The organism is Stenotrophomonas sp. 2201_Sma, from assembly GCF_056486685.1.
Map to the genome: position 1 here is coordinate 3,318,376 of NZ_CM151329.1, position 19,755 is coordinate 3,338,130.

Annotated in this window: 15 protein-coding genes and 1 riboswitch; of the genes, 7 read left to right on the plus strand and 8 right to left on the minus strand. The window is 67.2% G+C overall.

Going from position 1 to position 19,755, the window contains the following annotated elements; genetic code table 11:
• The first annotated feature begins 482 nt into the window (after positions 1–482).
• A complete protein-coding gene (locus tag ACZLIF_RS15465; protein WP_074899520.1) occupies positions 483–2,447 on the plus strand; it encodes a M2 family metallopeptidase in 1,965 nt (654 codons plus the stop codon).
• Positions 2,448–2,552: 105 nt separating this feature from the next.
• On the opposite strand, the gene ACZLIF_RS15470 is transcribed toward ACZLIF_RS15465, so the two are convergent.
• Together ACZLIF_RS15470 and ACZLIF_RS15475 are read right to left on the minus strand one after the other, a co-directional pair.
• Complete coding sequence (locus ACZLIF_RS15470) at positions 2,553–2,942, minus strand: hypothetical protein (protein WP_128988008.1); 390 nt, start codon at positions 2,940–2,942, stop codon at positions 2,553–2,555.
• Between the two features lie 112 nt (positions 2,943–3,054).
• The gene (locus ACZLIF_RS15475) at positions 3,055–4,281 is read right to left on the minus strand and encodes a multidrug effflux MFS transporter (RefSeq protein ID WP_128988007.1); all 1,227 of its coding nucleotides are present in this window, start codon (positions 4,279–4,281) and stop codon (positions 3,055–3,057) included.
• Between the two features lie 301 nt (positions 4,282–4,582).
• Positions 4,583–4,685: riboswitch (glycine riboswitch) on the plus strand.
• Positions 4,686–4,747: 62 nt separating this feature from the next.
• Here ACZLIF_RS15475 and gcvP point away from each other — a divergent pair.
• A complete protein-coding gene (gene gcvP, locus ACZLIF_RS15480) occupies positions 4,748–7,615 on the plus strand; it encodes an aminomethyl-transferring glycine dehydrogenase (protein ID WP_065174824.1) in 2,868 nt (955 codons plus the stop codon).
• Positions 7,616–7,698: 83 nt separating this feature from the next.
• On the opposite strand, the gene ACZLIF_RS15485 is transcribed toward gcvP, so the two are convergent.
• From ACZLIF_RS15485 to ACZLIF_RS15495, 3 genes are all read right to left on the minus strand, one after another.
• Positions 7,699–8,109 (minus strand): VOC family protein, encoded by a 411-nt coding sequence (locus ACZLIF_RS15485; protein ID WP_053519027.1) that lies wholly within the window; start codon positions 8,107–8,109, stop codon positions 7,699–7,701.
• Between the two features lie 100 nt (positions 8,110–8,209).
• Entirely contained in the window at positions 8,210–9,580 is a 1,371-nt protein-coding gene (locus ACZLIF_RS15490; protein ID WP_065174823.1) for an amino acid permease, read from the minus strand.
• 82 nt (positions 9,581–9,662) lie between these two features.
• Positions 9,663–10,373: an AraC family transcriptional regulator gene (locus ACZLIF_RS15495; RefSeq protein WP_053519032.1), complete on the minus strand. Its 711-nt coding sequence runs from the start codon at positions 10,371–10,373 to the stop codon at positions 9,663–9,665.
• A 113-nt stretch (positions 10,374–10,486) separates the two neighbouring features.
• Here ACZLIF_RS15495 and ACZLIF_RS15500 point away from each other — a divergent pair, with 113 nt between their 5' ends.
• Together ACZLIF_RS15500 and ACZLIF_RS15505 are read left to right on the plus strand one after the other, a co-directional pair.
• Positions 10,487–12,577 carry a catalase gene (locus ACZLIF_RS15500; RefSeq protein ID WP_128988006.1) on the plus strand — a complete coding sequence of 697 codons (2,091 nt, stop codon included), beginning with the start codon at positions 10,487–10,489 and terminating at the stop codon, positions 12,575–12,577.
• Positions 12,578–12,612: 35 nt separating this feature from the next.
• Positions 12,613–13,035, plus strand: coding sequence for a hypothetical protein (locus tag ACZLIF_RS15505; protein ID WP_128988005.1), 423 nt, complete (start codon positions 12,613–12,615; stop codon positions 13,033–13,035).
• Positions 13,036–13,135: 100 nt separating this feature from the next.
• On the opposite strand, the gene ACZLIF_RS15510 is transcribed toward ACZLIF_RS15505, so the two are convergent.
• Positions 13,136–13,927: a hypothetical protein gene (locus tag ACZLIF_RS15510; protein ID WP_065182649.1), complete on the minus strand. Its 792-nt coding sequence runs from the start codon at positions 13,925–13,927 to the stop codon at positions 13,136–13,138.
• Between the two features lie 108 nt (positions 13,928–14,035).
• On the opposite strand from ACZLIF_RS15510, the gene ACZLIF_RS15515 reads away from it, so the two are divergent.
• Entirely contained in the window at positions 14,036–14,827 is a 792-nt protein-coding gene (locus tag ACZLIF_RS15515) for a hypothetical protein (protein ID WP_128988004.1), read from the plus strand.
• A gap of 55 nt (positions 14,828–14,882) precedes the next feature.
• Here the strand turns inward: ACZLIF_RS15515 and ACZLIF_RS15520 are convergent, their stop codons facing one another.
• Complete coding sequence (locus tag ACZLIF_RS15520) at positions 14,883–17,009, minus strand: methyl-accepting chemotaxis protein (RefSeq protein WP_128988003.1); 2,127 nt, start codon at positions 17,007–17,009, stop codon at positions 14,883–14,885.
• 235 nt (positions 17,010–17,244) lie between these two features.
• On the opposite strand from ACZLIF_RS15520, the gene ACZLIF_RS15525 reads away from it, so the two are divergent.
• Positions 17,245–18,204: a L,D-transpeptidase family protein gene (locus tag ACZLIF_RS15525; RefSeq protein ID WP_128988002.1), complete on the plus strand. Its 960-nt coding sequence runs from the start codon at positions 17,245–17,247 to the stop codon at positions 18,202–18,204.
• A gap of 4 nt (positions 18,205–18,208) precedes the next feature.
• The gene (locus ACZLIF_RS15530) at positions 18,209–18,850 is read left to right on the plus strand and encodes a M23 family metallopeptidase (protein WP_128988001.1); all 642 of its coding nucleotides are present in this window, start codon (positions 18,209–18,211) and stop codon (positions 18,848–18,850) included.
• Between the two features lie 441 nt (positions 18,851–19,291).
• Here the strand turns inward: ACZLIF_RS15530 and ACZLIF_RS15535 are convergent, their stop codons facing one another.
• Positions 19,292–19,519, minus strand: coding sequence for a hypothetical protein (locus ACZLIF_RS15535; RefSeq protein ID WP_343132732.1), 228 nt, complete (start codon positions 19,517–19,519; stop codon positions 19,292–19,294).
• Positions 19,520–19,755: the final 236 nt, after the last annotated feature.

Consider the following 19,755-nt stretch of genomic DNA (forward strand, 5'->3'; position numbering starts at 1 on the left):
TCCTTGTAGGCTCGGTCGCCGCATCCATGCGGCTCACGCCCCCGCCACCGGACCCAGCCCGCCTTCGACAGTTTTCCGCAATCTGTTGGACATGCCGATGGGGTCGGATCCGTTTTCCGGAGGAAAACGGATCCGACCCCAATTTGATTGTCGATACCTGACAGATGTGTCGACCAAGGTCGACACCCACCAACGGCCGCCGCGATCTGTCAGAGGTGGGGCGGTGCGGGCTTGCAGGACCGTTGGCGCCATGGATGGCGCCATCGAGCCCCAAGGATGGGTTTACGGCGTGTCCTGCAAGCCCACACCGCCCCGCCATCCCACGGATAGCCCGCTGTTGCTGTTGCTTCTGCCGTTGACGTGCCTTGGCTTCTGCGGGTGCAGGGCTGCAAGCCCTGCCGAACCCCACCAACCTTCCACACTTGCGGTGGGCACGCGCGCCCACTAGCCTTCGGCCGTCGTTCACCACCCAAGGACCGCCCGTGAAACACCGTCATCTCCTGCTGGCCGCTGCTGTCGCCGCCGCCACGCTGGCCCTGGCTGCCTGCAAGAAGGAAGCGTCCCCCGGCGCCGAGACCGCCGGCAGCAGCGCACCGGCCGGCGAGACCGCCGACCAGTTCGTTGCCCGCATCAATGCCGAATACAAGGCTGCCTATCCGGAGATGACCTCGGCGCAGTGGCTGTCTTCCACCTACATCAACAGCGATTCGGAGCGCATCGCGGCCAAGGCCAACGAGCGTTCACTGACCCAGCTCAACAGCTGGATCGAGCAGGCCGCGAAGTTCGAGGGCCAGCCGATGAGCGCAGACAGCAAGCGTGCGATCCATCTGCTGAAGCTGATGTCCTCGATGCCGGCACCGCGCGACCCGGCCAAGCTGGCCGAGCTGACCCAGATCGCCACCCGCATGGAGGGCAGCTACGGTGCCGGCAAGTACTGCACCGATGCCAACGACCCGGCCTCCTGCCGCCAGCTGGGGGAACTGGAACAGGTGCTGGCACGCAGCCGCGACTACGACGCGCAGCTTGATGCCTGGCAGGGCTGGCACAGCACCACGCGGAACATGCGTGGCGACTACCAGAAGTTCGTCAGCCTGGTGAACGAAGGTGCAAAGGGCATGGGCTTCACCGATGCCGGGCAGATGTGGCGCAGCGGCTATGACATGCCGCCGGAGCAGATCGGGCCGGAAACCGACCGCCTGTGGGAGCAGGTCAAGCCGATGTACGAGCAGCTGCACTGCTACGCGCGCGGCAAGCTGGACAAGACCTACGGCAAGGACAAGGCCGAGGTGGGTAATGGCCTGATCGCCGCGCACCTGCTGGGCAACATGTGGCAGCAGGACTGGTCCAACCTGTGGGACCAGCTGGAGCCCTATCCCGGTGCCGGAAGCCTGGACATCACCGCCGCACTGGAAAAGCAGTACCAGACCAACCTGAGTGCTGCGCTGGCCAAGGCTGGCAGGGATGCCAGCGTCGCGGGCCAGTACAGGGCCCAGCGCGAGGCCGAACTGCGTACCGCGAAACAGATGACCGAGCGCGCACAGGATTTCTACGTGTCGCTGGGCATGCCCTCGCTGCCGCAGTCGTACTGGGACAAGACCCAGTTCATCAAGCCTGACGACCGTGACGTGGTCTGCCACGCCAGCGCCTGGGACATGAACATGGAAGGCGATGTGCGCACCAAGATGTGCATCAAGCCGAACGAAGAGAACTTCACCACCATCTATCACGAGCTGGGCCACATCTACTACGACCTGGCCTACAACCCGTTGCCGCCCCTGTTCCAGGGCGGCGCCAACGATGGCTTCCACGAAGCAATCGGCGACACGATCGTGCTGGCGATGACGCCCAAGTACCTGAATTCGATTGGTCTCGTTGATGCACCGCAGGAAAGCCGCGAGGCCGTGATCAACGCGCAGATGCGCATGGCGCTGTCGGGCGTTTCATTCCTGCCCTTCGGCCTGATGATCGACCGCTGGCGCTGGGGCGTGTTTGATGGATCGATCACCGCCGACAACTACAACAAGGCATGGTGGGACCTGAAGGCCAAGTACCAGGGCGTTGCCCCGGCCAGCACCCGCGGCGAGGAGTTCTTCGATCCGGGCGCGAAGTACCACGTGCCGGGCAATACGCCGTACACCCGCTACTTCCTCGCCCGCATCCTGCAGTTCCAGTTCTACAAGGGCCTGTGCGATGCATCGGGTTACAAGGGCCCGCTGCACGAGTGCACCTTCTACGGCAACAAGGAAGCCGGCCAGAAGTACTGGGCGATGCTCAGCAAGGGCGCCAGCCAGCCGTGGCAGGCCACGCTGAAGGAGCTGACCGGCACCGACAAGCTGGATGCCGGCCCGATGATCGAGTACTTCAGCCCGGTCAATGAGTGGCTCAAGCAGCAGAACGAAGGCCAGATGTGCGGCTGGCAGGCCAGCGCGGCACCGGCGGCGAAATGAGAAAAGGGGCGGATCCGCGAGGATCCGCCCCTTTCGTTCCGGTAGCGCCGGGCCATGCCCGGCGGCTTTTATCGCACCGCTGCGCTCGCCGGGCATGGCCCGGCGCTACCCCTTCTTCGCGGCCAGCTGCGCGGCCAGCGCGGACTTGAATTCCTCGAACGTCTGCCCTTGTGCCTGCGCTTCGGCCTGCGCGGCGTCGCGCAGCGCGTCGGAGTACATCAGTCGCACCGGGGTGCCGCTGCGCTCATGCAGCTCGCCCGCCTGCATGATCATCGCCAGCACGTGTGCCGCGCTGTGGGTCTGCCCGGCAATGCGGCCATCCATGCCCAGTACCCACTCGCCGTCGCGACGGACGATACCGGCCAGCAGGGTGCGCTGCGGGTCGCGCAGCTCGGCGTGCGGCTCCACGGGCGAAGCCTGCGCAGCGGCGCGGCTGGCGGCCTGCGCTTCCTTGCGGCGGCGCTGGTCGCGGCGGATCTTGGAGGAGATGGACATGGACGCTACCGCTGCGTGGGGGGCGCAAGGATAACGCACCCCGGCCGTTGCGCCGCTTCACGTCGCCTGGCGCGCGCCGCGACGCAGCCCGCGAGCCGTCGCCGCCGTGGGCTCACGCCTCCGTGCAGGCCGCCTGGGCGGTGCGCTCGCGCAGATGCTCCCAGTACCAGAACACAAACCCGGCGGCGAAGAAGCCGGCCTGGCCCAGCGCCAGATGCAGCGGGCTGGCACTGAGCAGGGGCGACACGACACCGGCCACCACGGTGCTGATCATCAGCTGCGCGAAGGCCTGCAGCGACGAGGCCAGGCCGCGCTGGTGCGGATACATGTCGAGCACGGCCAGCGCCAGGATCGGGAAGATCAGCGCCATGCCCATGCCGCCCAGGAAAATGGGCAGTACCGCCCACGGCAGCGCGAACTGCGGCGCCAGCACCACGTAGCCGACGTTGAGCAGTGTCGACAGCGCGCACAGGGAGAAGCCGATGGTCACCTGCCGGGTCGGCGTGGTGTGCCCGGCCATGCGCCCGGACAGGAACGCGCCGGCCGTCATGCCACCGATGGTGGGAATGAACAGCCAGGCGAAGTCGCCTTCGCCCAGATGCAGGTGCTGCATCACGAACACCGGCGCGGACGCGATGTACAGGAAAATGCCGCCGAAGCCGATGCTGCCGGCCAGTGCCAGGCGCAGGAAACGCGGGTTGAAGCCGATGCGCACATAGTCACGCAGCAGTGCGCGCGGCGACAGCGGTACCCGCGCCTCCGGCGGATGCGTTTCCGGCAGGAAGCGCGCGGTGGCCACCAGCAGCAGCAGCGAGAACACCACGAGGAACCAGAAGATCAGCGGCCAGCCGGCACCGCTGAGCAGAATCCAGCCACCGATGATCGGGGCGATGGCCGGCGCGATGCCGAACAGCATCGAGACCTGGCTCATCAACCGCTGGGCGTCATGGCCGTGGTACAGGTCACGGATCACCGCGCGGCCGACGATCATGCCCACGCCCGCCGACAGGCCCTGCAGCGCGCGGAACGCCAGCAGGGTCGGCAGGTCAGTGGACAGCGCGCAGCCGACCGAGGCCCCGGCAAATACCACCAGGCCACCGAGGATCACCCGCTTGCGGCCCCAGGCATCGGACAGCGGCCCGTGCGCCAGGCTCATCAGGCCATAGAACAGCAGGTAGACGCTGATGGTCTGCTGGACGGCCACCTCATCCACCGCCAGGCGCTGGGCCAGCTGCGGGAAGGCCGGGAAAATGGTGTCGATGGAGAACGGGCCGAACATGGCCAGGCCCGCGAGCAGCAGGGCCATGCGACGGGTGGACGGAGCAACAGCGGCGGTCATGTGAACGGTGTCCGGCAAGGCCATGCGCGGCACGCACGGCGGGCGCCGGTCCCGCTGCAGCAGGGACGGCGCCAGATGAATTCGGGTATCCGCCCATGATAGGCGGGGAATGCGCCCGATGCCATGCAGCACCGCACAAAACGCACGCCCCGGGCCATCGGCCATTCAGGCGCCGGCCCTGCCCGGGCGGCCCCGGCAGCAGGCCATAACCGGCTATAATCGGCGGGCAACACGGTGGGAGAAGCGGAACACCGCTGCCGAAGGCGCAACGCCCGTAATCGCTCAGGCCCGATACCACCCGCAACACAACTCTGGAGAGACCGGTTCGATCCGGCGCCGAAGGGGCACGAAGCTGCGGCCAGCCGCGCTTCCAAACTCTCAGGCAAAAGGACAGAGGGGCGCCCAGCAGCCCGCCATCCGGCGGCTTGTGCCCGTGCGTGTGCCCTTTCCTGACGGATCCTTCGCCATGTCCCAGAACACCCCTTCCCTGCGTGAGCTCGAGCACCACAGTGCGTTCGTCGAGCGCCATATCGGCCCCAATGACGCCGAGATCGCGCAGATGCTCGACGTCGTCGGCCACGCGTCGCTGGATGCGATGACCGATGCCATCGTGCCGGCCAAGATCAAGTCGCCGGCAGCGCTGGCGCTGCCGGAGTCGATCACCGAAGTGGAGGCGCTGGCGAAGATCCGCGCGATCGCCGACAAGAACACCGTGCTGCGCAGCTTCATCGGCCAGGGGTATTACGGCACCCACACGCCGAACGTGATCCTGCGCAACATCCTGGAAAACCCGGCCTGGTACACCGCCTACACCCCGTACCAGGCAGAGATCTCGCAGGGCCGCATGGAAGCGCTGATCAACTTCCAGACCCTGTGCGCCGACCTGACCGGCATGGAGATCGCCAACGCCTCGCTGCTGGACGAAGCCACCGCAGCGGCCGAAGCGATGACCCTGGCCAAGCGTTCGGCCAAGTCGAAGTCGGACACCTTCTTCGTGCACGATGCCGTGCACCCGCAGACCCTGGAGCTGCTGCGCACCCGCGCCGAGCCCATGGGCATCGTGCTGCGCGTCGGCACCCCGGCCGAAGCGCTGGAAGCAGACAGCTTCGGCGTGCTGCTGCAGTACCCGGATACGTTCGGCCAGGTGGCCGACTACCGGGCACTGGTCGAGGCCGTGCATGCACGCGGCGGCCTGGTCGCCGTGGCCACCGATCTGCTGGCGCTGACCCTGCTCGCCGCACCGGGCGAATGGGGCGCGGACATCGTGGTCGGCAACAGCCAGCGTTTCGGCGTGCCGTTCGGCTTCGGTGGCCCGCACGCGGCGTTCATGGCCTGCCGCGATGCCTACAAGCGCTCGATGCCCGGCCGCCTGATCGGCGTCTCGATCGATGCGCAGGGCAACCCGGCCTACCGCCTGACCCTGCAGACCCGCGAGCAGCATATCCGCCGCGAGAAGGCCACCTCCAACATCTGTACCGCACAGGTCCTGCTGGCGGTGATGGCCTCGATGTACGCCGTCTACCACGGTCCGGAAGGCCTGACCCGCATCGCCCGCCGCACCCACCGCCTGGCCGCGATCCTGGCCGCCGCACTGCGCAAGGCCGGCGTGCAGGTTGCTGGCGACTTCTTCGACACCCTGCACGTCACCGGTGTGCACGCCGATGAGATCCACGCCAAGGCGCGCGCCGCCGGCTACAACCTGCGCGCGATCGACAGCGACTCGGTCGGCATCAGCCTGGACGAGACCGCCACCCGCGCCGATGTGGTTGCGCTGGCCGCCGTCTTCGGTGCCCAAGCCGATGTGGATGCGCTGGATGCCAGCACCGCCGACGCGCTGCCGGCCGGGCTGCTGCGCCAGTCCGCGTTCCTGACCCATCCGGTGTTCAACACGCACCACAGCGAGCACGAACTGCTGCGCTACCTGCGCTCACTGGCCGACAAGGACCTGGCGATGGACCGCACGATGATCCCGCTGGGCTCGTGCACCATGAAACTCAACGCCACCGCCGAGATGATCCCGGTGACCTGGCCGGAGTTCTCGCAGATCCATCCGCTGGTGCCGGCCGACCAGGCGCTGGGCTACAAGGAACTGATCGAGTCGCTGGAAGCGATGCTGGTCGAATGCACCGGCTACGATGCGGTCAGCCTGCAGCCGAACTCGGGTGCACAGGGCGAGTACGCCGGCCTGCTGGCGATCCGCGCCTACCACCGCTCGCGCGGTGAGGAGCATCGCGACATCTGCCTGATTCCGGATTCGGCCCACGGTACCAACCCGGCCTCGGCACAGATGTGCGGCATGAAGGTGGTGGTCACCAAGACCGATGCCAACGGCAACGTCGATGTCGAGGACATCCGCCTCAACGCCGAGAAGTACAGCGACCGCCTGGCCGCGATCATGATGACCTACCCGTCCACGCACGGCGTGTTCGAGGAGGAGGTGGTCGAGATCTGCGAGATCATCCACAAGCACGGCGGCCAGGTGTACACCGACGGTGCCAACATGAACGCCCTGGTCGGCGTGGCCAAGCCGGGCAAGTGGGGTTCGGACGTTTCCCACCTGAACCTGCACAAGACCTTCTGCATCCCGCACGGCGGCGGCGGCCCGGGCGTCGGCCCGTGCGCGGTCAAGGCGCACCTGGCCCCGTTCCTGCCGGGCAAGCTGGGTGACAACGGCCCCGTCGGCATGGTCAGCGCCGCCAGCTTCGGCAGCGCCTCGATCCTGCCGATCAGCTGGATGTACATCGCGATGATGGGCCGCGAGGGCCTGCGCAAGGCGACCCAGGTCGCGCAGCTCAATGCCAACTACATCGCCAAGCGCCTGGCGCCGCACTTCAGGACGCTGTACACCGGCCGCAACGGCCTGGTGGCGCATGAGTGCATCCTCGATGTGCGCCCGCTGGAGAAGAGCAGCGGCATCGGCGCCGAGGACGTGGCCAAGCGCCTGATCGACTTCGGCTTCCACGCGCCGACGCTGAGCTTCCCGGTGGCCGGCACGCTGATGGTCGAGCCCACCGAAAGCGAGTCGCTGCATGAGCTGGACCGCTTCATCGATGCCATGATCCAGATCCGCGAGGAAATCCGTGCGATCGAGGATGGCCGCCTGGACCGCGAGGACAATCCGCTGAAGAACGCGCCGCACACCGCCACCGCGGTGACGGCCAGCGAGTGGACCCACGCCTACCCGCGCGAGCTGGCCGCCTTCCCGCTGCCCAGCCTGAAGCTGCAGAAGTACTGGCCGCCGGTGGCTCGCGTCGACAACGTCTACGGCGACAAGAACGTGATGTGCGCCTGCATCCCGGTCGACGCCTACAAGGACGATGAAGTCGAAGCGTGATTGACGGAACGGCCCGCGCAAGCGGGCCGTTTTCGTTTACGGTAGCGCCGGGCCATGCCCGGCGAGCGCAGCGGCTGAACCGATCACGGATCCGGCATCTGCCCCAGGCTCAACTGCCAGGACACACCGAACCGGTCCTGCACCCAGCCGTAGCGGTTGCTGAAATCGTAGTCGCCCACCGGCATCAGCCAGTGCCCGCCCTCGCCCAGCACGCGCGCCGCGCGCTCGAACTGTTCGGCGCCACCGCACTCGACGAACAGCGAGATCGACGGACTGAAGGTGAAGTCGTGCACATCCAGGCTGTCGAAGCACAGATAGTTGGTGCCGCCGAGCATGAAGGTCGCCTGCCGCACCTGGCCGGGCACTCCCGCCCCTGCGCCGTCGGGATGGCGTTGCAGGGCAAGCAGCCGGAAATCGGCGAATGCCTCGGCGTACAGGGCCAGGGCCGCCTCGGCCTGGCCGGTGAACATCAGGAACGGACGACTGCGCAGCATGGGGTGCTCCAGTTCAGCGGGCCGATGACGGCCCCGCGAACAGGATGGCACGCAGAATGTATGCCCGCTGTAGAGCCAAGCCCACGCTCGGCTGTACGGATCAGGCCTCGCGCATGCGGCGCGCGATCGCACTGCCGGCCGCGATCGTGGCGGTCAGGGCCACCATCGACAGGAACTGCAGGCGCGTATGCGCCTCGCTCAGCAGCAGGCCGAAGATCAGTGCCAGGATCGCCAGGGCGCAGCAGGTCAGCCACGGGAAACCGGCCATGCGGAACGGCAGGCGCGAGCCGAGGCGGTCCGCACGGCGGCGCAGCACCAGTTGAGAAAGCAGCGACAGCGTCCACACCAGCAGGCAGGTCGAGCCGACGATGTTCAGCAGTACCGGCAGCACCTTGTCCGGGAACAGCAGTTCCATCACCGTCGCGGCAAACCCGAACAGTACGCTGGCCAGAACGGCGATCACCGGCACCTGCCGCGGGTCGGTCCAGCCCAGCACGGCCGGTGCCTCGCGGCGCTGCGCCAGCGAATACATCATCCGCGACGCGCCGTAGAGGTTGGCGTTGAGGGCCGACAGCAGGGCGATCACTGCGATCAGCGTGATGGCCGTGCCCGCCCCCGGAATGCGGGCCGCATCCAGCACCGCGGCGAACGGCGACTTCAGCGCTTCGCTGGTCCACGGCACCACGGCGATGATCACGCTCAGCGAGCCGATGTAGAACACCAGGATGCGCCAGGCCACGGTGCGGATGGCGCGGGCGATGCTGCGCTCGGGATCCTCGGTCTCGGCCGCGGCAACGGCCACGATCTCGGTGCCGCCGAAGGCGAACACCACCACCAGCAGGGCTGCGCCGATGCCGGCCAGGCCCTGCGGTGCAAAACCGCCGTGTGCGGTGAAGTTGCTCAGTCCCGGAGAGGTCACCTGCGGCAGCCAGCCCATCAGCAGCGCGAAACCGATGGCGATGAACGCCAGGATCGCCACCACCTTGAGAATGGCGAACCAGAACTCGAACTCACCGAAATTCCTGACCCCCAGCAGGTTGATCGCGGTGAAGAACAGCATGAACGCCAGGGCGGCCATCGGCACCGGAATGGCAGGCCAGACCGTGGCCAGCAGGCCCGCCGCTCCCACGGCCTCGGCGGCGATCACGATCACCAGCTGTACCCACCAGAGCCAGCCGACAGTCGCCCCTGCCGTGGCGCCCATGGCGTCGGCGGCATAGACCGAGAACGCGCCGCTGGTCGGCTTGGCCGCCGCCATTTCGCCCAGTGCGTTCATCACGATGATCACCAGTGCGCCGGCCACCAGGTACGACACCAGCACCGCCGGGCCGGCCGCCTGTACGCCCACACCGGAGCCCAGGAACAGGCCCGCGCCGATGGCGCTGCCCAACCCCATCATGATCAGCTGGCGTGGCTTGAGCGAATGGCCCAGGCGGGAGGGCGAGGCAGGCGTAACGGGGCTGGCGGGCATCGGCAGGAGTGGGCGGCGGCTACAGGGGCGTCACCTTACCCTGTCCCGCGCCTGTGGGGATAGGCACAGTGCAGCAGGCCGCTCAGGCCAGCGCCGGCTCGCCGATGCGGGCGCGGTAGGCGCGCGGCGAGAAACCGGTTTCGGCCTTGAACTTGCGGGTGAACGCGCTCTGGTCACTGAACCCGCAGGCCTGGCCGATGCAGGCGATGCTGTCGTCGCCATGCAGCAGATGCATGGCCATCTGGATCCGCAGCCGCGTCAGCACCTGCTGCGGGGTCATCTGGAACACCTTGCGGAAGCTGCGCTCCAGCTTGGACAGCGAGAACCCGGTGATGTCCAGCAATGTCTGCATGCGCACGTTCTCGGCGTAATGCGCGTTGAGATGGGCCAGGGCCAGCCGTAGCTGCTCGTACTGCGTTCCCAGGCTGTCTTTCTGGCCCAGGTCGCGCGAGATGCCGATCAGGCCCTCGATGCTGCCGTCGACCACCAGCGGCCGCTTGCAGGTCAGGCACCAGCCCGGCTCGCGGTTGGCGAACAGGTGCAGCTCCATCAGGTTCTCGATCACCTCGCCGGACAGCACGCGTGCGTCCTGGTCGACATAGTCCGCACTGAGGCCGGTCGGGTAGATCTCGGCCGCGGTACGCCCGATCACGTCCTTGCGCGCGCGCAGGCCCAGCCGCCGCAGCATGGTCTGGTTGACGTGGGTGTAACGGCCCTGGCGGTCCTTGATGAAGAACAGCACGTCCGGGATGGCGTCGAACAGGGCTTCGATGTCGGCGGGCTCGACTCGCATGCGCCAAGCATAGCCGAGGCGCCCTTGTCCGCGCGATCACCTGCGCGGGACCGGGGCTTAACGTCTGGCGCGCGAGGGTAGAGGTTGACTTCCCCGCTACAGGACCTGGACCCATGGCCGCCAGCAAGCCCACCGGCAAGCGCGCACCCGCCCCCTCCCCCGACCATCGCCGTGGCGACGGCGACGAACTGCACCTGCACGCCGGCGGCACGCACCCCCCGATGACCACGGCCCAGGGCATCCCCGTCGCCGACAACCAGAACTCGCTGCGCCAGGGCCCACGAGGCCCCACCCTGCTGGAGGACTTCATCCTCCGCGAGAAGATCACCCACTTCGACCATGAGCGCATCCCGGAGCGCATCGTGCATGCCCGCGGCAGCGCCGCCCACGGCTATTTCGAACTCACTCACTCGCTGGCCAAGTACACCCGTGCGCGCATCCTTGGCGAAGTCGGAAAGAAGACTCCGGTGTTCACCCGCTTTTCCACCGTGGCCGGCGGTGCCGGGTCGGTCGACACCCCCCGCGACGTGCGGGGTTTCGCGGTGAAGTTCTACACCCCTGAAGGCAACTGGGACCTGGTGGGCAACAACATCCCGGTGTTCTTCATCCAGGACGCAATGAAGTTTCCCGACCTGGTGCATGCGGTGAAGATGGAACCGGACCGCGCGTTCCCGCAGGCAGCGAGCGCGCACGACACGTTCTGGGACTTCATTTCGTTGATGCCCGAATCGATGCACATGATCATGTGGGCGATGAGCGACCGCGCCATTCCACGCTCGCTGCGCATGATCGAAGGCTTCGGCGTGCACAGCTTCCGCCTGTTGAACGAGGCCGGCGACTCCACCTTCGTCAAATTCCACTGGCGGCCGAAGCTGGGCATCCAGTCCACGGTGTGGGACGAGGCGTTGAAGCTGCAGGCCGCGGACAACGATTTCCATCGGCGCGACCTGTTCGAGGCGATCGAGCGTGGCGACTTCCCCGAATGGGAACTGGCCGTGCAGCTGTTCACGGAAGAGGAGGCCGACGCATTTCCGTTCGATCACCTGGACCCGACCAAGATCATTCCCGAATCGCTGGTGCCGCTGAAGGTGATCGGGCGCATGGTGCTGGATCGCTGGCCGGACAACTTCTTCGCCGAAACCGAGCAGGTGGCCTTCTGCCCGGCCAACGTGCCGCCCGGCATCGACTTCAGCAACGACCCGCTGCTGCAGGGCCGGCTGTTCTCCTACCTGGATACCCAGCTGATCCGCCTGGGCGGACCCAACTTCCACCAGATCCCGGTGAATGCGCCGAAGTGCCCGTTTGCCAACCACCAGCGCGATGGGCATATGCAGATGCAGGTGCCCAAGGGCCGCGTGGCCTACGACCCCAGTTCGCTGGAGGACGACAGCCCGCGCGAGACACCGGCCGGATTCCGCAGCCATGCCAGCGCGGATGACGGCCGCAAGGGGCGCACGCGTGCCGAGAGCTTCGCCGACCATTACAGCCAGGCACGGATGTTCTTCCGCAGCCTGGAAGCACCCGAGCAGGCCCATCTGGCCTCGGCACTGGTATTCGAGCTGTCCAAGGTGGAAACGCCCAAAGTGCGCGTGCGTACCGTCAGCCACCTGCGCAACATCGACGAAACCCTCGCGCAGCGGGTGGCGGAAGGACTGGCGCTGCCCGCCCTGCCCGACCCGGCACCCACTGCTACGCCGGCACAGGACATGCCCCCCGCACCGGAAGTCCGCGTGATCGGGCGCAGCAAACCCACCCTGCAAGGGCGCTGCATCGGCATCCTGTTTGATGAAGGCTCCGATGCCGGTGTCATCAGCAGCCTGCGCAAGGCCGCAGAGAAGGCCGGCGCGGCGGTGAAGCTGGTGGCTCCCAAGGTGGGCGGCGCCACCCTGAGCAACGGCAAGCTTCAGGCGGCCGACGGGCAACTGGCGGGGACTCCATCGGCGGTGTTCGATGCGGTCGCGATCGTGCTCAGCGAGGAAGCCGGCAAGCGGCTGTCCAGGGACAGCGCCGGGCTGGAATTTGCCAGCACCGCGTGGGCACACCTGAAGGCCATCGGCAGCGATGACGGAGGCCAGGTGCTGCTCAAGGCGGCGCGCGTCGGCAAGGATGCGGGCATCGTCGACGCGGGCGATGCAGACGCTTTCCTCGCCGTCGCCGCCACCCGCCAATGGGCCCGCGAACCGAAGCTGCGGCAACTGGCCTGACGGCCTCACCCTCATCGCCTGCAAGGAGACGTGTCATGCCCCGTGGAGACAAATCCGCCTATACCGACAAGCAAAAGCGCCAGGCCGAACACATCGAGGAAAGCGAGCGCGAGCGTGGTGCCAGTGAGAGCACCGCCGAGCGCATCGCGTGGGCCACCGTGAACAAGCAGGATGGCGGAGGCAAGCGCAGTGGCAGTGCCCGCAAGGGCGCCAAGAAGACTGCGAAGAAGGCGGCGAAGAAGGCACCGGCAAAGAAGGCCGCAACGAAGAGCACTGCGGGAAAAGCACCGGCGAAGAAGGCCGCAAAGAAGACTGCCGCGAAGAAAGCGTCCGCGAAGAAGTCCACCGCCAGCACGCGCAGTGCAGCCGCAAAGAAGGCAGCGGCAACCCGGGCGGCAAAGAAGGCGGCACGCTCGACCGCCGCGAAGAAGGCGGCGCGCACCCGCGCAGGCGGTTGAGATGCACCCGGCAGCGCAGCGGGCACACGATGCCTGCGGCCCTGCACGGTGACGTGGCGCACGCCGGGCAGCATCAGCACCCGGCGGCGCCACGGCTCAGTCAATCGCCGGCCCGGCCCTTGGGCGCGGGTGCCGCCACGGCCACCGCCTGCAGCTTGCGCACCGCAGCGATCGGAATCGCTTCAGCCCGTCGCTGCTGCGGCCACCAGACGAACAGGAATGCGCTGCTGGAGCCCAACAGGCGCGCGGTGCCGGGCAAGGGCGCCGCGTCGCCGTTCAACTGCAGGCGGATCACTTCCCCACGTCCCTCGTTGCGGATCTGCTGCCCCCGCACCTGCACGTAGTTGGCCGCGCCGATGGCCATGAAAGCGGCCACGGCCAGGGTCATCGCCGTCAGCGGCCGCAGACCTACGCCCTCCCAGCTGGTCAGTACCGAGCGCATGAGCACCGCCCGCCATGCCCAGTTGCGTGCGCGCAGTTGCTCGAGCTTGGCCGCATTGCGCATCCGTAGCGTGTCCGGCCAGCTCACCAGCAGCACCAGCAGCACGCCCGCAGCCAGCAGCAGTGCATAGGCCGGGTCACGGATGCCGGCCACCAGGAAATCGCTGGGCTGCAGGTAATCCAGAATCGACAGCTCGAATCCCCGGTAGAACCAGAAGCTGCACCACAGCCCCAGCAGCGACACCAGCAGATAGGCAGTGGTGAACAGCAGTGCCGGCTCACGGCGCATGCGGGACAGCGCCTGCATCACCGCCGAGTCATCATCACCACGGGTCAGCGGCAGCATCGACCAGTCGGTCGCTGCTTCCGGCTCCGGCGGCGCCGCAGCCACCTCGATGCCCTGCACCCGCGGCACATCGCCATAGGTCCCTTCCGGTTCCCTGTTGTCCATGCCCGCTCCCCTTTTCAGCGAGCATCGCCGAAAAAGGTGGCGCGCGGTAGACCACCGGCCTGCGGCATACTCCACGGTGCCGCAGGGCGCAGAGCGGAGGAAAGGGCCATGAAACGATGGACTGGCATGTTGGGGCTGCTGGCGTGGCTGTGCGCCGCGTCACCGGCCGTTTCCGGCAATGCGCGGGCTCCCGCCGCGCCAGCGGACGATGTGGGTACCGCGCAGGCCGTCGCACAGGCTGAAGCGCGTGGCCGGCAGATGTTCGAGCACGACCTGGCGGCCGAGCGCGCAACCGACGCCCTGCTCGAACAGGGCATGCGCGGCGACACCCGGGTAAGGGGCTGGATAACCGAACAGCGCGGCAGCCACTACGAAGTCAGCATGATCGGCGACGGCGCAGTGGTCCTGTATAGGGCCGCCACCGACGCGCAGGGAAGGATGACCGGCGCAACCGAGACTCTGGATGTTCCAGCGGCGCCAACGACCTACCAGGCCGGCGCTGCCGCCGCACGGGCGCTGGCGTTGAACAGCGCCTTCGACGCCTGCGCGCAGACCTACAACAGCGTGGTTCTTCCGGCGCCCGGTACGGCCGCCGATGCGTGGACGGTCTACCTGCTGCCCGCCACCACCGATCCTGCCGTAGTTCCGCTGGGCGGCACGCATCGTCTCGACATCGCCCACGGCCGGATCGTCTCCCGCCGCGCCTTCACCCACAGCTGCATCCAGCTGAAGCGTGCGCCACCCGGTGCGGCGATGTTCATCACCCATCTGCAGGACCCGACACCGACCGAGATCCATGTGTTCTGGAGCCTGTGGGCCCGCTCGCCGCTGTACGTCTCCACGGGTAAGGACGTGATCTGGAAGATCGAGGACGGCCGCATCCGCCGCATGCAGGACTGACCGGCCACCACGCGCGAACACGTGGCGGCCCGTGCCTTCAGGCGGCTGCCGACGGTCAGGCCGCGCGTGCTGCCACCGTGCGGACTGCACCGCTCTGCTCGATATGGAACACCGCGACCGACGCGGTCAGCGCATTGGCCTGCTCTTCCAGCGCGCGGCTGGCGGCAGTGGCTTCTTCCACCAGTGCGGCATTCTGCTGGGTCACCTGATCCATCTGCACCACCACCTGATTGACCTGTTCGATGCCGGCCGCCTGTTCCTTGCTCGCCGCAGCGATGTCACTCATCAGCTGGTTGGTGCGTGCGCTGGCCTGTGCCAAGCGGGCAATGGCTGCTTCCGACTCGACCGTAACCGCCAGACCGCTCTGCACCTTGCCTGCCGCCTCTTCGATGAGTTCCTTGATCTCCTTGGCGGCGATGCCCGCACGCTGCGCCAGCGTGCGCACTTCACTGGCGACCACGGCAAAGCCGCGGCCCTGCTCACCCGCGCGGGCAGCTTCCACCGCAGCGTTCAAGGCCAGGATGTTGGTCTGGAAGGCGATGCCATCGATGACCGTGGAGATTTCCGAGATGCGCGCCGAGGACTGATCGATCTCTCCCATCACAGATGCCATCTGTGCCATTGCCTGTTCGGTGGCCCGCACCGCCGCGCCGGCAGCGTGTGCCTCGCTGTCGGCCTGGCGGGCCAGCTCGGCATTCTGGCGGACGGTCGAGGTCAGTTCTTCCATCGATGCCGCCGCTTCTTCCAGGTTGGCGGCCTGCTGTTCGGTACGGCGCGACAGGTCGCTGTTGCCGGCGGCGAGCTCCTGCGCGGCAGTGTTGATGCTGTCGGCAGCGTCCTGGATGCCGCGCACGATACCGGTCAGCTGGGCCGTGGTGGTGTTGGCATCGTCGCGCATGCGGGCGAACACGCCGTCGTAGTGACCGTCCATGCGCGCAGTGAGGTCGCCCCCGGAGATCGCGCGCAGCACATCGGAGACGTCGGCGATGCTGGCCTGCGAACTGGCCATCATGCCGTTGAGCTGCTCGACCATCGCCCTGAACTGATACTGGAACGCACTGGCATCCCCACGCACGCTGAAATCTCCAGCGCGCGCCGCGCGGACCAGGTCGTCAATCTGGGTGTTGACTGCCAGCAGGCTCTGTTTCACTGCGGCCAGGGTGCGGGTCAGCGTACCCTTCTCGCCGGGATAGTCCGGAAGGTCGCGGCTGAGGTCGCCGATGGCATAGCGCTGCATGACCTCGGCCATCAGCAGTTCCACCTGCACGTGTGATTCCACCAGGCTGTTGGTGGCCTGCATCATGCGCCCGAAATCGCCCGGAAACGCGCTGGCGTCCATGCGGTAGCGGATCGCACCCGCCTCGTGCTTCTCGGCCATGTGCATCTGCGCCCCGATGGCGGCCTGCACGCTCTGCCGCACGCTGGCCATCGCCTCGCCCAGCCGGGTCAGCTCGTCACGGCCGCCGAGGCGGAATTCCTGGTCCAGCTGGCCCTTGGACAGGCGCTCGGCCAGGTTCACCGCGCGTGCCAGCGGACCGGTCAGGCTGCGACCGATCATCACCGAGGCGGCAATGCCGACCAGCAGGGCCACGCCTCCCAGCACCAGCAACTGCAGCAGACTGCGTTCACCCAGGCGGATCGCCTCGGCGGCGGCCTCGCGGCTTTCCTTCTCTTCGAAGTCGACTCCCTCGGACAACGCCTTGTTCCAGCCGTTGGCCGCGTCCTGCACCGGCCCCAGGGTCAGTGCCACGGCAGCGGGGTAGTCGCCCTGCTCCATCAGTTCGCTGGTCTGCTTGTTGAGCGGGCGCGCAAGGGCGCGCTTGGCCGCGATGGTTTCAGCGATGGCCTTGCCCTCTGCATCGCCCGGCAGTGCCTGATAGGCGGACCAATCCGCCTCGTAGCGCTTGACCAGGTCGGCAATGCGCTTCTCGTCGCTGCCGCGGTCTTCGCCCTGGCGGATCAGCATTTCGCGGCGCACTACCATCATCTGGTTGTTGGCATCGAGCATCTGCGACAGCAGGCGTACCTTGGCCACACTGACGTCGACTACCTGCTGCATCGCGCGCTTCTGCACGACACTGGCGGTGGCGCCGGTGGCCACCACGGCCGCGACCAGCAGCAGCAACAGGCCAAAGCCCAGCCCAAGACGCCAGGCAACCCTGACATTCCTCAAGTAATCCATGGGTACATCCAAAACGGGGGGATGCGCCCGTATCGGCCGCGCCACCGGCAATCTTGATCGGCAACGAGCACGGGCGTCGGCAGCCGTTCACCTTGGTGAGGCCCCGCCCCGTACTTCTGCGACAAGGGCCTGAGCCACGCCGGGGCTGCCCTGCTCATGCCGGCATCAGGTTGCTTTCACGGAGGCTGCGCAGCCTCTGCGGGCAGGGTGGAGCTGCCATCTGCCGGAGATCTTCATGCCCGTGTACCGCCCCGCCCTGCTCGCCCTGTCCTTGCTGGTGTCGCCCGCCTTCGCGCAGGTACCGCCGCCGGCCCAGCTGCCGGAGCCCATTGCCGAGAAGGCCGGACCCGATACAGCAGCCCGCTCGCCGCTGCACGCCCAAGTGTTGCTGGATCGCGCCAATTTCTCCCCGGGCGAGATCGACGGTGAAGTCGGCAGCAACCAGCATCGGGCCGTGGCCGGCTTCCAGGCGGCACACGGCCTGACGGTGAGCGGAGAGCTGGACGACAGCACCTGGGAGGCTCTCCAGGCCGAGACGATCGCGCCGCTGGCCAGCTACACGCTGACGGCCGAGGATGTTGCCGGTCCTTTCCAGTCCATTCCCAAGAAACCCGCCGCACAGGCAAAGCTGAAGTCGCTGGGTTACAGCAGCGTCGAGGAAGCGCTCGGTGAACGCTTCCACGCGTCCCCTGCCCTTCTGAAGTTGCTCAACCCCGGCGTCGATCTGGCCAAGGCCGGCAGCCGCATCCAGGTGCCCAACATCGCCCCCGCGGCATTGCCGAAGGCGGCGAAGATCGTGGTCGACAAGTCCGATTCCACTCTTCAGTTGCTGGATGCGCAGGGCAAGGTGATCGCACAGGTGCCGGTTTCGTCCGGCAGCCAGCACGATCCGCTGCCGATCGGTGAATGGAAGATTCTCGGCGTCCATCGCGACCCGCCGTTCCACTACAACCCCAAGCTGTTCTGGGATGCGCGCAAAGGCGAGAAGAAGGCCACGCTGCCGCCCGGTCCGAACAATCCGGTCGGCCGGGTCTGGATCGATCTGTCCAAACCCCACTATGGCCTGCACGGAACGCCGGTACCCGGGCATGTCGGCAAGACCGAATCGCATGGCTGCGTGCGCATGACCAACTGGGATGCACTGCGCGTGGCCGATGCGGTGGATACCTCCGTCCCCGTGGTTATGCAGGAGTGAGCCGATGCGACTTTCGCAGTTGATCGTGCTGGGCGTGCTGATGGGTGTGGGAATGGGCTGGTGGCTGCGCCGCGATGCGGGTGAGCCAGTAGCGGTTGCCCGGCCTGCAGCACCACCTGCGGTGGCTGCGGCGCCGGAGGTTGCGGCTGCGACGCCGCGTGTGGGCGCTGCGGCTCCCACGGCGGTGCCGCCGTCCAGCGCCACCGATGCGGCAAGCGGCCTGCTGCTGCCGGTGCAGGGCGTACTGCCTTCGCAGCTGCGCGATACCTTCACCGATGCCCGCAGCGAAGGGCGCGTGCATGATGCAATCGACATCATGGCCGACGCAGGAACTCCGGTGCTGGCAGTGGCCGATGGGACGGTGGAAAAGCTGTTCGACAGCAAGCGTGGGGGGCTGACGATCTACCAGTTCGAGCCGAGCGGGCACTGGTGCTACTACTATGCCCACCTGCAACGCTATGCCGATGGCCTGGCCGAAAAGCAGGTGATCAAGCGTGGCGAGGTGATTGGCTACGTAGGCAGCACCGGCAACGCCAGCGCCGAGGCCCCGCACCTGCATTTCGAAGTGCACGTGCTGGGGCCGGAGAAGCAGTGGTGGAAGGGGGAATCGATCAATCCGTACCCGCTGTTGCAGGCGGGAGGGTAGCGCGTGTGCCGCGTGGCAGAGCCAGTCGCAGTGATGCCCGATTTGGGCACGATCCTAGCCGTATTGGGTATCTGACAAGTACCCCGCCGGGCATGCCCGGCGCTATCGGCGTCGCCACCGCCACAGCGCGATGCTGGCGGTCGCCAGCCCGCCACCGGCAATCAGTAACAGCAGTGCCAGGGGCTGCCAGAAGAAGAACGGCCACAGACCTCCAGCACGGTCAGCCGCAGCCAGGAACCCCCCGCGCGGACGTGCGTCGCCGCGCCCATAGCCGAAGTACGAGGCGGCAATTCCAGCGGACTCAACCGATTCCAGTGCGCGGGTGATGCCGGAGCCCGGCACGTCCGAACGCGCGCCAGCGCGGAAGTCAGTCTGAAGCGCGTGAACCCACCCGATACCTCGCCAGATGGCGAGGCCAGGCATCGCACATGCGGAAGGGCGTCAGGCCGGCCTGACTTCTCTGCAGACCGGCTCGGCAAGTTCGCGGCAGGCGAAGAACAGCCCTTCCACCCCACCTTCGTCCAGGTGCCTGCGCGGCGTCGCCGTAGTGGCGCAACGGTTGGCCGCATGCAGCATCTCCACCGCGGTGAGGATGCCCACGGCCGCACGGTCGATCCGCGCCAAGGACTGACGTCGTCCGTCGGACAGGTTCTCCTCCGGCCACAACATGCCATCGGAGCCCTAGCCATCACGGATGCGGGTGAGGCAGCCCTGGAACGTGCTGAGATCGTCGGCGGGATTGGCGTCGTCGTTGATGGGCTCAACAACATGGAACGGCGGGGTCTTGCGAGCGGTCATGGTGTCGGCTTCCGTGGCTGTACTTGACAGCGCCACCGCCGACAGATGAAACCGGCCCAAACTGAAGCGCCGCGACCCCACAGGGAGTCGCGGCGCTCTTTTTTCAA

Bases quoted from the DNA above. Each gene is read 5' to 3' on its own strand.
- ACZLIF_RS15500 (WP_128988006.1), top strand. From the start codon at position 10,487: ATGGCCGCCAGCAAGCCCACCGGCAAGCGCGCACCCGCCCCCTCCCCC.
- ACZLIF_RS15490 (WP_065174823.1), bottom strand. From the start codon at position 9,580: ATGCCCGCCAGCCCCGTTACGCCTGCCTCGCCCTCCCGCCTGGGCCAT.
- ACZLIF_RS15510 (WP_065182649.1), bottom strand. From the start codon at position 13,927: ATGGACAACAGGGAACCGGAAGGGACCTATGGCGATGTGCCGCGGGTG.
- ACZLIF_RS15470 (WP_128988008.1), bottom strand. From the start codon at position 2,942: ATGTCCATCTCCTCCAAGATCCGCCGCGACCAGCGCCGCCGCAAGGAA.
- ACZLIF_RS15525 (WP_128988002.1), top strand. From the start codon at position 17,245: ATGCCCGTGTACCGCCCCGCCCTGCTCGCCCTGTCCTTGCTGGTGTCG.
- ACZLIF_RS15505 (WP_128988005.1), top strand. From the start codon at position 12,613: ATGCCCCGTGGAGACAAATCCGCCTATACCGACAAGCAAAAGCGCCAG.
- ACZLIF_RS15520 (WP_128988003.1), bottom strand. From the start codon at position 17,009: ATGGATTACTTGAGGAATGTCAGGGTTGCCTGGCGTCTTGGGCTGGGC.
- gcvP (WP_065174824.1), top strand. From the start codon at position 4,748: ATGTCCCAGAACACCCCTTCCCTGCGTGAGCTCGAGCACCACAGTGCG.
- ACZLIF_RS15485 (WP_053519027.1), bottom strand. From the start codon at position 8,109: ATGCTGCGCAGTCGTCCGTTCCTGATGTTCACCGGCCAGGCCGAGGCG.
- ACZLIF_RS15515 (WP_128988004.1), top strand. From the start codon at position 14,036: ATGAAACGATGGACTGGCATGTTGGGGCTGCTGGCGTGGCTGTGCGCC.
- ACZLIF_RS15530 (WP_128988001.1), top strand. From the start codon at position 18,209: ATGCGACTTTCGCAGTTGATCGTGCTGGGCGTGCTGATGGGTGTGGGA.
- ACZLIF_RS15495 (WP_053519032.1), bottom strand. From the start codon at position 10,373: ATGCGAGTCGAGCCCGCCGACATCGAAGCCCTGTTCGACGCCATCCCG.
- ACZLIF_RS15475 (WP_128988007.1), bottom strand. From the start codon at position 4,281: ATGACCGCCGCTGTTGCTCCGTCCACCCGTCGCATGGCCCTGCTGCTC.
- ACZLIF_RS15535 (WP_343132732.1), bottom strand. From the start codon at position 19,519: ATGTTGTGGCCGGAGGAGAACCTGTCCGACGGACGACGTCAGTCCTTG.